Origin of the sequence: Bacillus thuringiensis (assembly GCF_022095615.2) — a bacterium.
GTDB classification, from domain to species: domain Bacteria; phylum Bacillota; class Bacilli; order Bacillales; family Bacillaceae_G; genus Bacillus_A; species Bacillus_A cereus_AG.
Window position 1 is genome coordinate 32,501 of sequence record NZ_CP155559.1, and the last position, 11,831, is coordinate 44,331.

Below are 11,831 nucleotides of genomic sequence, written 5' to 3' on the forward strand. Positions count from 1 at the left end.
GTGAATAGGCCCAAGCGACTGTTTAGCAAAAACACAGGTCTCTGCGAAGCCGTAAGGCGAAGTATAGGGGCTGACACCTGCCCGGTGCTGGAAGGTTAAGGAGAGGGGTTAGCGTAAGCGAAGCTCTGAACTGAAGCCCCAGTAAACGGCGGCCGTAACTATAACGGTCCTAAGGTAGCGAAATTCCTTGTCGGGTAAGTTCCGACCCGCACGAAAGGTGTAACGATTTGGGCACTGTCTCAACCAGAGACTCGGTGAAATTATAGTACCTGTGAAGATGCAGGTTACCCGCGACAGGACGGAAAGACCCCGTGGAGCTTTACTGTAGCCTGATATTGAATTTTGGTACAGTTTGTACAGGATAGGCGGGAGCCATTGAAACCGGAGCGCTAGCTTCGGTGGAGGCGCTGGTGGGATACCGCCCTGACTGTATTGAAATTCTAACCTACGGGTCTTATCGACCCGGGAGACAGTGTCAGGTGGGCAGTTTGACTGGGGCGGTCGCCTCCTAAAGTGTAACGGAGGCGCCCAAAGGTTCCCTCAGAATGGTTGGAAATCATTCGTAGAGTGCAAAGGCATAAGGGAGCTTGACTGCGAGACCTACAAGTCGAGCAGGGACGAAAGTCGGGCTTAGTGATCCGGTGGTTCCGCATGGAAGGGCCATCGCTCAACGGATAAAAGCTACCCCGGGGATAACAGGCTTATCTCCCCCAAGAGTCCACATCGACGGGGAGGTTTGGCACCTCGATGTCGGCTCATCGCATCCTGGGGCTGTAGTCGGTCCCAAGGGTTGGGCTGTTCGCCCATTAAAGCGGTACGCGAGCTGGGTTCAGAACGTCGTGAGACAGTTCGGTCCCTATCCGTCGTGGGCGTAGGAAATTTGAGAGGAGCTGTCCTTAGTACGAGAGGACCGGGATGGACGCACCGCTGGTGTACCAGTTGTTCTGCCAAGGGCATAGCTGGGTAGCTATGTGCGGAAGGGATAAGTGCTGAAAGCATCTAAGCATGAAGCCCCCCTCAAGATGAGATTTCCCATAGCGTAAGCTAGTAAGATCCCTGAAAGATGATCAGGTTGATAGGTTCGAGGTGGAAGCATGGTGACATGTGGAGCTGACGAATACTAATAGATCGAGGACTTAACCATATAATATGTAGCAATGTTATCTAGTTTTGAAGGAATATGCCTTCATAGTTTGGTGATGATGGCAGAGAGGTCACACCCGTTCCCATACCGAACACGGAAGTTAAGCTCTCTAGCGCCGATGGTAGTTGGGACCTTGTCCCTGTGAGAGTAGGACGTCGCCAAGCAATTAAAAACACAAGTCTTTTGACTTGTGTTTTTTTGTGTTTTCAAACAGTACGTAAAAAGAAGTAATGGTAATACAAACACGTTGCCCAAGGGTTAATCATATTATATAAGAGATGGATGTATATTTTTCTGTAAATTGTTAAGGAATAGAAGTATAAAATATGTCCATTTAAATAGGGAGGGAAGGTTATGAAAGCACAAAATGAAGTTTGTATTGTTTGTGAGACAGAAAGAAAAGAAGGGATATATGTTTATAATAATTTGATATGTTATGAATGTGAAAAAGATATGGTGAATACTGAGACAGATGATCCAAAATATATACATTATTTAAAACAGCTCCGAAAGTTAGAAGTATCATATTTATAAATAGGCATTTGCCTATTATTTTTTTTGTCTTAATATCTGTATAATAGATACAGAATGAATAATAAGGAAGAGATATATATGAATCAAAAGCGTATGCCTTTATATGAGGCGTTAATAGAGTTTAAAGAAAGAGAACCACTGTCCTTTCATGTTCCAGGTCATAAGAATGGTGTAAACTTCCCTCAGGAAGCCACTGGGGAGTTTAAAGATATACTATCCATTGATGTAACCGAACTAACAGGATTAGACGATTTACATAGTCCATTTGAGTGTATAGATGAAGCACAAAAATTATTAGCTGATGTATATGGAGTGAAAAAAAGTTATTTTTTAATTAATGGTTCAACAGTGGGGAACTTAGCAATGATTTTGTCTTGTTGCGGGGAACATGATATTGTTCTTGTACAAAGAAATTGTCATAAATCAATTATTAATGGTTTAAAGTTAGCGGGAGCAAATCCAATCTTTTTAGATCCATGGATTGATGAAGCTTATAATGTACCAGTGGGAATTCATGATGAAATTATTAAGGAAGCAATTGAAAAATACCCAAATGCTAAAGCACTCATTTTAACGCATCCTAATTATTATGGTATGGGGATGAATCTAGAGGCGAGCATCGCTTATGCACATGCACATAAAATCCCCGTTTTAGTAGATGAGGCACATGGAGCTCATTTTTGTTTAGGCGGGGTATTTCCAAAGTCAGCATTAGCATATGGTGCAGATATTGTAGTTCATTCTGCACATAAAACATTACCCGCGATGACAATGGGGTCCTATTTACATATAAATAGTTGCTTAGTGAAAGAAGAAAAAGTTTCTACTTATCTAAGTATGCTACAGTCTAGTAGTCCATCGTATCCAATTATGACTTCTCTTGATATTGCACGCTTTACAATAGCGCGTATAAAAGAAAAGGGCCATGATGAAATTGCCGAGTTTTTACGGGAATTTAAAGAAGAATTGTGTTCTATTCCACAAATAGCTATTTTACAATATCCATTACAAGACGAGTTAAAAGTAACCGTACAGACACGTTGTCAGTTATCAGGATACGAATTACAGTCTGTATTTGAAAAGGTCGGAATATATACAGAAATGGCGGATCCATATAATGTCCTATTTATTTTGCCCTTGCAAGTAAATAAGGAGTATATGAAGGCTATAGAGATGATCCGAGTGGCATTGAAATATTATGAGGTGAAAGACAAGAAGGAATCTATTCGTTATACTTATAAAGGGGAAATTTCTCCTTTACCGTATACATATAAACAACTGGAAGGATATGAAACAAAAGTAGTATCTGTAGAGGAAGCAGTTGGGATGATAGCGGCAGAAATGGTGATTCCGTATCCACCTGGAATTCCATTGATTATGTATGGGGAAAGAATTACTTCAGAACATAAAGAGCAAATTATGTATTTAGAGAAAGCAGGCGCTCGTTTTCAAGGCAGTACGAGATATATGAAAGTGTATGATATAGAAAGTGGGTTTTAGGATGAAGGGATTATTTGTAACAATTGAAGGTCCAGAAGGTTCAGGTAAAACAACGTTAATTAAAAGTTTATTGCCGTACTTTGAACAAAAAGAACAAAAGGTAATGGCGACGAGAGAACCAGGTGGTATTGCAATTTCTGAGGATATTAGAACAATTTTACATAAACAAGAATATACGATGATGGAAGCACGTACAGAGGCGCTTCTATATGCTGCTGCACGTAGGCAACATTTGGTAGAAAAGGTTATGCCGGCACTTAATGAGGACTACCTTGTATTATGTGATCGTTTTATAGATAGCTCTTTAGCGTATCAAGGATATGCAAGAGGATTAGGTATGGATAAAGTATTCGAAATCAATCGTTTCGCAACAGAGGACTGTATGCCTAGTTTAACGATTTACTTAGACATTGAACCAGAGGTTGGTTTAGCTCGAATTGAAAAAGATGCAGGGCGTGAAGTGAATCGATTAGATATGGAAGATATCTCTTTCCATAAACGTGTGCGTGAAGGATATTTACAAGTTGTAGAACGTTTCTCAGATCGTATTGTATTAGTAAATGCTGATCAACCAATGGAAAAACTTATAGAAGAAGTTGTTCAGATTATAGAAGATAAATTGTTATAATAGAAGGAAAGAATGAAATAAGTGAGGTATGCATTATGACGAAGACGTGGGAGCAGCTTTCTGCTATACAACCCATCGGTGTAAAAATGTTGATGAATAGCATTGCAAAAGAGCGTATATCCCACGCTTACTTGTTAGAGGGAGGGAAAGGGACAGGAAAGTTTGCGACGGCAATTCAAATGGCAAAGAGTTTCCTCTGTTCTCAGCGGAATGGGGTAGAGCCTTGTCATGTATGTACAAATTGTAAGCGAATTGATTCAGGTAACCACCCGAACTTGCATATTGTAAAACCAGACGGATTATCCATTAAGAAGCAACAAATTCATGATTTACAAGAAGAGTTTTCAAAAACAGGATTAGAAGCAAATAAAAAAGTATATATTATTGAGCACGCAGACCGTATGACAGCGAATGCAGCGAATACACTATTGAAATTTTTAGAAGAACCAAGTAGTGATACAACAGCTATTTTACTTACTGAACAAAGTCATCAAATTTTAAATACGATTTTATCTCGCTGTCAAGTTGTTACATTTAGACCATTACCTACGGAATCTTTAATTAGAAGATTACAGAATGAAGGTATTACAGCGTCTTTATCGACACTTGCTGCGCAGCTCACGAATAGTTTTGATGAAGCTTTAGCTTTATGTAGTGATGAATGGTTTGCACAAGCACGAGCTTTAGTGATAAAATTATGTGAAGCGCTCGAAAAGGATAAAGCCTCTATTTTTTTTGTACAAGAAAAATGGGGAAAACACTTTGGAGAGAAAGAACAATTACAGCAAGGTTTAGATATGTTACTCCTTATTTATAAGGATTTATTATATGTTCAACTTGGAGAAGAAGATCGTCTTGTTTTTCATGAGCAGAAAGAGATGTTTGAATCTTTCTCCCATGCTCAGAAGCGCATTGTATCAGCTCTCTTTAATATATTAGAGGCAAAAAATAGAATCAACGCTAATGTAAATGCGCAGCTTGTGTTCGAACAGTTAGTGTTGCGGTTGCAGGAGGGATGACCGTTTTGTATGATGTAGTAGGTGTTCGCTTTAAGAAGGCCGGAAAGGTGTACTATTTTGATCCGAACCAGTTCGATATCTCTGAAAATGAGTTTGTAATTGTAGAAACGGTAAGAGGTATTGAATACGGAAAAGTAGTTATTACCAAAAAGCAAGTTGATGAGAACGACGTTGTATTACCGCTAAAAAAGGTTATTCGTATTGCAAATGAAAATGATCGTACCATTGTTGAAGAGAACAAGCATGCTGCGAAAGAAGCATACCAAGTTTGTCAGCAAAAGGTGGTAGAGCATAATCTTGATATGAAACTTGTAGATGTAGAGTATACGTTCGATCGCAATAAGATTATTTTTTACTTTACTGCGGATGGTCGGATTGATTTCCGCGAACTGGTGAAGGACTTAGCAGCAATTTTTAGGACAAGAATTGAACTAAGACAAATTGGTGTTCGTGATGAAGCGAAGATGCTTGGCGGTATTGGTCCGTGTGGTCGTATGCTTTGTTGTTCTACTTTTTTAGGTGATTTTGAACCTGTATCTATTAAGATGGCAAAGGATCAAAATTTATCATTAAATCCTGCAAAAATCTCTGGTTTATGTGGTCGTTTAATGTGTTGCTTAAAATATGAGAATGATGAATATGAGGCAGCAAAGGAACAACTTCCTGATTTAGATCAACGTATACAAACCCCGCATGGTACTGGCCGTGTTATCGGATTAAATATTTTAGAAAGATTAATTCAAGTGGAACTAGTAGACAAGGAACGGATAGTAGAATATACGTTAGATGAGTTAGTGAATAAAGGGGTCGTTTCGAGTCAAACCACAGATTAATGAGGTGGGTGCTTGTGGAGAAAAAAGATATTTTTGCATCGGTTTCTAGTATGGAAGAGCAAATTGGACATTTATACAAACAGTTGGGAGAATTAAAACAACACCTTGCAGAGTTGTTGGAAGAAAATCAACATATAAAAATGGAAAATGAAAATTTGCGACACCGTTTTGAAGAAGTGCAGATTAAGGAAAAACAAAAAACTCAAAAACGTAAAGAAGTGAAGCCAAAGACAACTGATATTGGTGAAGGTTACGATAACTTAGCTAGACTATATCAAGAAGGTTTTCATATTTGTAATTTGCATTATGGAAGTGTACGTAAAGAGGGAGATTGTTTATTCTGCCTGTCATTTTTAAATAAAAAGTGAAATTACCTTTCCAATGATAATTGGAAAGGTAATTTTTTATACATGAGAGTAGAATGAAATATGTTTTTTATTGGTAGAAGATGAAATAGGGTAGGTTAAGTGTAAGAAAAGGAGTAGTATATGAATTTATATGAAGATGAACGTTTAGATTACTTATTAGCACAAGATATGAAAATCGTACAAAGCCCATCAGTATTTAATTTTTCTTTAGATGCTGTTTTACTTGCAGACTTTGCTTGGGTGCCAATTCAAAAAGGTAATGTACTTGATCTGTGTACAGGTAACGCAGTTGTCCCCCTTTTATTAAGTACAAGAACGAAAGGGAAGATTACAGGTGTGGAAATTCAAGAACGTTTATATGATATGGGAATAAGAAGCGTTCAATACAATAAGTTAGAAGAAAGAATTCATTTAATACATGGGGATTTGAAAGATATGCCAGAGAAACTTGGGCGTCATCAATATGATGTTGTCACGTGTAATCCGCCTTATTTTCAAACACCTGCAACGTCTGAGAAAAATATGAATGAACATTTAGCGATAGCTCGTCATGAAATTATGTGTACATTAGAGGATGTTGTATCTGCAAGTAGTCAGCTAGTAAAGCAAGGCGGGAAAGTAGCATTTGTACATCGTCCAGGTCGTTTACTAGATATTGTTACATTAATGCGTAAATACAAAATTGAACCAAAACGTGTACGATTTGTTTATCCAAAGGCAGGGAAAGAAGCGAATACGTTGTTAATTGAAGGAATTAAGGACGGAAACGCAGATTTGAAAATATTGCCACCTCTTTTTGTATATGAAGATAATAATGAATATACAAAGGAGATTCGTTCAATTTTATATGGAGAAGAATAAGCATTGTTTTTATGTAGTAGAGTGCTCTGACGGGAGTTATTATGCTGGATATACAAATCATATAGAGAAGCGGATTCAGACACATAATAGTGGAAAAGGAGCTAGGTATACGCGTGCTAGACTTCCTGTTGTTTTAAAATATGTAGAGTTTCATGAAGATAAGCGTACAGCTATGCAAGCAGAGTATCATTTTAAGCAATTAAATAGAAAACAAAAAGAAGAATATATGCAAAAAGGAGAACGCTATGTGGCAACAAAAAAGCTTTCAACAAAATGAAAAGGGAGTTTTATATTTAGTACCAACTCCTATTGGAAATTTAGAAGATATGACATTTCGTGCAATCCGAATTTTAAAAGAAGCTGATTTAATTGCTGCTGAAGATACGAGACAAACGAAAAAACTTTGTAATTATTTCGAAATTGAAACACCTGTTATGAGTTACCATGAGCACAATAAGGGAGTAAGTGGGAAGAAAATATTAGGGAAGTTAGACGAAGGAAAGACGGTAGCACTTGTTAGTGATGCTGGTATGCCTTGTATTTCCGATCCAGGTTACGATATTGTTGTAGAGGCTGTAGCAGAACAGTATCATGTTATTCCGCTTCCTGGGGCAAATGCGGCCCTTACAGCATTAATTGCATCAGGCCTTGAAACAAGACAGTTTTATTTCTATGGATTTTTACAAAGAAATAAAAAAGAAAGAAAAATGGAGTTAGAGAAGCTTCGTTATGTACAAACTACAATGATGTTTTATGAGGCACCTCATCGTTTAGATGATACTTTAATCTCGATGCAAGAAGTGTTGGGAAATAGAGAAATTGTATTATGTCGAGAGTTAACGAAAAAATTTGAGGAATTTATTCGTGGAACAGTCGAGGAAGCAATTGAGTGGACGAAACAAAATGAAGTTCGTGGCGAGTTTTGTATTTTAGTAGCTGGTTCAATGGAAGAACCTGCACCAGAAGAACAATGGTGGGAAGCTATTTCGGTATATGATCATATTGAACATTATATAAACGAAAAAGGTATGAATTCAAAAGAGGCGATAAAAACGGTCGCTAAAGATCGAGATTTGTCGAAACGCGATGTATATCAAATCTATCATGTCGATAAAAAATAAGCTTCTCATAATTGAGAAGCTTATTTTGCTGTTTCGATATAATCTTGAAGTTCGTTTAAGATTTGCTCAGCGCCTTCTTTGCTTAAGATAATTTTACCTTCAGCTAAAGATAGGTTACCATCAGATACTTCACCAGTTACTTGGCAAGTCATGTTTGGCTTATATTTTTTTAAGATGATTTTCTCGTCATCAACGTAGATTTCAAGAGCATCCTTTTCTGCAATACCTAAAGTACGGCGTAATTCGATTGGAATTACTACACGACCTAATTCATCAACTTTACGAACGATACCAGTAGATTTCATAATTCTTTTCCTCCTAAAGAAATAGTTTATAAGTTTCGAGTCTATTTTCTAGATTCGTCATTTTTCGACAAAATACCCTATGGACATATGATACCAATCATTTACATTTCCGTCAATTCTTTAATTCTATATTTTTTAAAAAGATTTATAGATTTCTTACTTCTTATATATAATAGAATGTGAGTAATTTCTACTATTATTTCACTTTATTTTCAGAAAAATTATAGATTGTAAGTAAGGACTGTATATTTTCTTGAAATATGAGTAATAGATGATAAAGATACTAAGTATTAACTCGTTTTTATCCCGCATTAACAAGCGGTAAGATTTTAAATTTAAAATTTGGCTGGAGCAAAGAAGTTAAGGTGGAGTCGGATTGCTCGTAAAAGCCCGATTGGTGCGGGCTAATAATCCGCGGGAGTGAACACCCCCCCACAGATTAAAGTTTCACTTTATATATAAGTTTTTGATATACTATTTATAAATACATATGAGGTTATCCGGGAGGTCCAAAACAATGACAGAGGAAAACAAATCCTTTTATATTACTACCCCAATTTATTATCCAAGTGGAAAATTACACATTGGACACGCTTATACAACAGTAGCAGGAGATGCGATGGCACGATATAAGCGTATGCAAGGATATAATGTTCATTATTTAACAGGAACTGATGAGCATGGACAGAAAATCCAAAAGAAAGCAGAAGAATTAAACGTTACACCACAAGCATATGTGGATAACATTGTTGCAGGAATTAAAGAACTTTGGGAGAAGATGGATATCTCTTATGATGATTTTATTCGTACAACTGAAGATCGTCATAAAGATGTTGTTGAAAAAATCTTCAAGCAACTAGTAGATCAAGGGGATATTTATCTTGATGAATATGAAGGATGGTATTCTGTACAAGATGAGACATTCTATACAGAGCATCAATTAGTAGATCCAATTATGGAAGGTGACAAAGTAGTTGGAGGAAAAAGCCCAGATAGTGGTCATGATGTAGAACTTGTTCGTGAAGAATCGTATTTCTTTAGAATGGGTAAATATGTCGACAGACTATTAAAATTCTATGAAGATAATCCACATTTCATTCAGCCGGAGTCTCGCAAGAATGAAATGATTAATAACTTCATTAAACCAGGCTTAGAAGATTTAGCTGTTTCGCGTACTTCATTTGACTGGGGAGTTCGTGTTCCAGGTAACCCAAAACACGTTATTTACGTATGGGTTGACGCATTATCTAACTACATTACAGCATTAGGTTATGGAACAGAAAATGAAGAGATGTATAAAAAGTTCTGGCCGGCTGATGTGCATTTAGTTGGAAAAGAAATCGTTCGTTTCCACACAATTTATTGGCCAATCATTTTAATGGCATTAGATTTACCTCTTCCGAAAAAAATCTTTGCTCATGGTTGGATTTTAATGAAGGATGGAAAGATGAGTAAGTCAAAAGGAAACGTAGTAGATCCAGTTACATTAATCGATCGTTACGGATTAGATGCATTACGTTATTACTTACTTCGTGAAGTTCCATTCGGATCTGATGGCGTATTCACACCAGAAGGGTTTGTGGAGCGTATCAATTTCGATTTAGCAAATGACTTAGGTAACTTATTAAATCGTACAGTAGCTATGATTGATAAGTACTTTAACGGAGAAATCCCTGCATTTAAAGCAAATGTAACGGAATTTGATGAAACGTTAGTAACGTTTGGAAAAGATACATTGAAAAAAGTAGAAGAGGCAATGGAGAATATGGAATTCTCTGTAGCGCTAAGCTCAATTTGGCAATTGGTTAGCCGTGCAAATAAATATATTGATGAAACACAACCGTGGGTATTAGCGAAAGATGAGAATGATCGTGAAAAGTTAGCTTCTGTAATGGCTCACTTAGCAGAAGTACTTCGTCAAACAGGTATTATGCTTATGCCGTTCTTAACGGTAGCACCAAGTAAGATGTTTGCTCAACTTGGACTTACTGAAGAGGCACATAAATCTTGGGAAAGCCTATCTACAATTGGCTGTATTCCAGCTGGAACAAAAGTAGAAAAAGGAAACCCGATTTTCCCTCGTTTAGAAATGGAAGTAGAAGTAGGGTACATTAAAGAACAAATGAAAAGCTCTGCTCCTAAAGTAGAAGAGAAAAAAGAAGAAGAACCGAAAGCAGAAGAAATTACAATTGATGATTTCTTTAAAGTAGAATTACGCGTAGCTGAAGTACTATCAGCTGAACCTGTGAAAAAAGCAGATAAGTTGTTAAAAATTCAGCTGGATTTAGGTACAGAAAAGCGTCAAGTTGTTTCAGGGATTGCAAAGTTCTATTCGCCGGAAGACCTAAAAGGTAAAAAGGTTATTTGTGTAACAAACTTAAAACCTGTAAAATTACGTGGTGAATTATCACAAGGTATGATTTTAGCGGGTGAAGAGAATGGCGTATTGTCATTAGCATCAATTGACCAAAATCTACCAAATGGTACAAAAATCAAGTAATTAAGACAAGAAAAGAGATGTTTCACGTGTAACATGTGTGAAGCGTCTTTTTTCTTTTTACACTCTCTATTTTTGCATTAAAATTATAGTATTGTTATCGTTAAGTTATTAAAGGGCTTATTTTTAGAATAAACTTGATTTCAATATAAAAGGAGTTATGTATTATGTTGTTTGATACACATTCGCATTTGAATGCAGAGCAATTTGAAGAAGATTTGCAAGAAGTTATTGCACGAATGAAAGAAGCGGGAGTTACCTATACAGTTGTTGTTGGTTTTGATGAAGTAACGATAAAAAAGGCGATTGAATTAGCTGAAACTTATGATTTTATTTACGCTGCGGTTGGATGGCATCCAGTTGATGCAATCGATATGACGGAAGAACATTTAGCTTGGTTAGAAGAACTTGCTTCCCATCCTAAAGTCGTTGCACTTGGAGAGATGGGCTTAGATTATCACTGGGATAAGTCTCCAAAAGAAATACAGAAGGAAGTATTCCGTAAACAAATTACATTAGCCAAAAAGGTGAAATTGCCGATTATTATACATAATCGCGATGCAACTCAAGACATTGTTGATATTCTAGAAGAAGAGAATGCAGCTGAAGTGGGAGGCATTATGCATTGCTTTAGTGGCAGCGTAGAAGTAGCAGAGCGATGTGTTGATATGAACTTTTTAATTTCGTTAGGTGGACCAGTTACATTTAAAAATGCTAAGAAACCTAAAGAAGTTGCCACGGAGATTCCATTAGAGAAATTGTTAATAGAGACGGATTGTCCATATTTAACACCACATCCATTTCGAGGGAAACGAAATGAACCGAGTTATGTAAAACTTGTAGCAGAAGAAATTGCGAATTTAAAAGGAATTTCTTATGAAGAAGTAGCAGAAATAACAACAAAAAATGCAAAAGCTTTATTTGGTGTTGAATAAAAAGGAGTGGGAGAACCCATTCTTTTTTATTTTTGTGGAAAAATAGCAGGAGTGATAGAGAAAATAAGGGCGAATGAGGAAGTGTT

General features: G+C 36.9%; 12 protein-coding genes and 2 rRNA genes (1 of these 14 cut by a window edge). 13 read left to right on the top strand and 1 reads right to left on the bottom strand.

All coding sequences use genetic code 11. The features are described 5' to 3' along the window. From KZZ19_RS00165 to rsmI, 11 genes are all read left to right on the top strand, one after another. Positions 1-1,144: ribosomal RNA gene (locus tag KZZ19_RS00165) — 23S ribosomal RNA — on the top strand; it begins 1,778 nt to the left of the window's first position. A 48-nt stretch (positions 1,145-1,192) separates the two neighbouring features. Next, positions 1,193-1,308 (top strand): 5S ribosomal RNA (gene rrf, locus KZZ19_RS00170). A gap of 190 nt (positions 1,309-1,498) precedes the next feature. Beyond that, complete coding sequence (locus tag KZZ19_RS00175) at positions 1,499-1,678, top strand: sigma factor G inhibitor Gin (protein WP_088094774.1); 180 nt, start codon at positions 1,499-1,501, stop codon at positions 1,676-1,678. Between the two features lie 78 nt (positions 1,679-1,756). Beyond that, positions 1,757-3,178 (top strand): aminotransferase class I/II-fold pyridoxal phosphate-dependent enzyme, encoded by a 1,422-nt coding sequence (locus tag KZZ19_RS00180; RefSeq protein WP_237982472.1) that lies wholly within the window; start codon positions 1,757-1,759, stop codon positions 3,176-3,178. A gap of 1 nt (position 3,179) precedes the next feature. Continuing rightward, positions 3,180-3,806, top strand: a complete 627-nt coding sequence (tmk, locus tag KZZ19_RS00185; protein WP_098344100.1) for a dTMP kinase — start codon at positions 3,180-3,182, stop codon at positions 3,804-3,806. 35 nt (positions 3,807-3,841) lie between these two features. Continuing rightward, a complete protein-coding gene (gene holB / locus KZZ19_RS00190; protein WP_237982471.1) occupies positions 3,842-4,825 on the top strand; it encodes a DNA polymerase III subunit delta' in 984 nt (327 codons plus the stop codon). Between the two features lie 5 nt (positions 4,826-4,830). Beyond that, the gene (locus tag KZZ19_RS00195) at positions 4,831-5,658 is read left to right on the top strand and encodes a PSP1 domain-containing protein (protein WP_000272429.1); all 828 of its coding nucleotides are present in this window, start codon (positions 4,831-4,833) and stop codon (positions 5,656-5,658) included. A 14-nt stretch (positions 5,659-5,672) separates the two neighbouring features. Further along, on the top strand, positions 5,673-6,026 hold the full coding sequence (gene yabA / locus KZZ19_RS00200) for a DNA replication initiation control protein YabA (RefSeq protein ID WP_000412057.1): 354 nt from the start codon (positions 5,673-5,675) through the stop codon (positions 6,024-6,026). A 120-nt stretch (positions 6,027-6,146) separates the two neighbouring features. Beyond that, a complete protein-coding gene (locus tag KZZ19_RS00205) occupies positions 6,147-6,887 on the top strand; it encodes a tRNA1(Val) (adenine(37)-N6)-methyltransferase (RefSeq protein ID WP_088094778.1) in 741 nt (246 codons plus the stop codon). Next, a complete protein-coding gene (locus KZZ19_RS00210) occupies positions 6,874-7,164 on the top strand; it encodes a GIY-YIG nuclease family protein (RefSeq protein ID WP_029439096.1) in 291 nt (96 codons plus the stop codon). The genes KZZ19_RS00205 and KZZ19_RS00210 overlap by 14 nt, the downstream gene beginning before the upstream one ends. After that, positions 7,133-8,008 (top strand): 16S rRNA (cytidine(1402)-2'-O)-methyltransferase, encoded by an 876-nt coding sequence (gene rsmI / locus KZZ19_RS00215; protein WP_237982470.1) that lies wholly within the window; start codon positions 7,133-7,135, stop codon positions 8,006-8,008. The genes KZZ19_RS00210 and rsmI overlap by 32 nt, the downstream gene beginning before the upstream one ends. A 20-nt stretch (positions 8,009-8,028) precedes the next feature. On the opposite strand, the gene KZZ19_RS00220 is transcribed toward rsmI, so the two are convergent. Next, complete coding sequence (locus KZZ19_RS00220; RefSeq protein WP_000843036.1) at positions 8,029-8,313, bottom strand: AbrB/MazE/SpoVT family DNA-binding domain-containing protein; 285 nt, start codon at positions 8,311-8,313, stop codon at positions 8,029-8,031. A gap of 517 nt (positions 8,314-8,830) precedes the next feature. Here KZZ19_RS00220 and metG point away from each other — a divergent pair. Both metG and KZZ19_RS00230 read left to right on the top strand, forming a co-directional pair. Beyond that, positions 8,831-10,813 carry a methionine--tRNA ligase gene (gene metG / locus KZZ19_RS00225; protein ID WP_237982469.1) on the top strand — a complete coding sequence of 661 codons (1,983 nt, stop codon included), beginning with the start codon at positions 8,831-8,833 and terminating at the stop codon, positions 10,811-10,813. Positions 10,814-10,977: 164 nt separating this feature from the next. After that, the gene (locus tag KZZ19_RS00230) at positions 10,978-11,745 is read left to right on the top strand and encodes a TatD family hydrolase (protein ID WP_088094781.1); all 768 of its coding nucleotides are present in this window, start codon (positions 10,978-10,980) and stop codon (positions 11,743-11,745) included. Positions 11,746-11,831: the final 86 nt, after the last annotated feature.